General features: G+C 30.9%; 1 pseudogene. It reads left to right on the top strand.

Features of this window, described 5'->3' with window-relative positions:
* Positions 1-159 precede the first annotated feature (159 nt).
* A pseudogene (locus J7R10_RS08925) lies at positions 160-424 on the top strand (hypothetical protein); the annotation flags it as partial.

Here is a 424-nt window from a genome sequence, read left to right as displayed (position 1 = left end):
AAAGCCTTAAGTGCTAAATAATGTAACGACTTCGCACTTTATGAAAAAAAAAAATGGCTTTTTAAAGGAAATTCGATAAATTTAAAAATAATTTTTGAACTAATAAAAAAACATAAGAGAAAATTATTTTTTTAGCTGAAATCGAGAAATGGAATTTTAATGGATAAAAAAGATCATCTTTTTTTGGTTGACGGGTCGGGTTATATTTTTCGGGCTTATTATGCTTTACCACCTTTAAAGCGAAAAAAGGATGGTCTTCCTGTAGGAGCTGTAGCCGGTTTTTGCAATATGTTATGGAAATTACTTTGTAATGCCCGTAATACAGCTGCTGGTGTTGTTCCAACTCATTTTGCGGTCATTTTTGATTATTCTTCTGATACATTTCGTAAACAAATTTATCCTCAATATAAGGCTAATCGAGAAG

It is taken from the genome of Bartonella vinsonii subsp. berkhoffii ATCC 51672, from assembly GCF_902825225.1.
GTDB classification, from domain to species: domain Bacteria; phylum Pseudomonadota; class Alphaproteobacteria; order Rhizobiales; family Rhizobiaceae; genus Bartonella; species Bartonella berkhoffii.
This window is presented reverse-complemented; position numbering and strand designations above follow the sequence as displayed.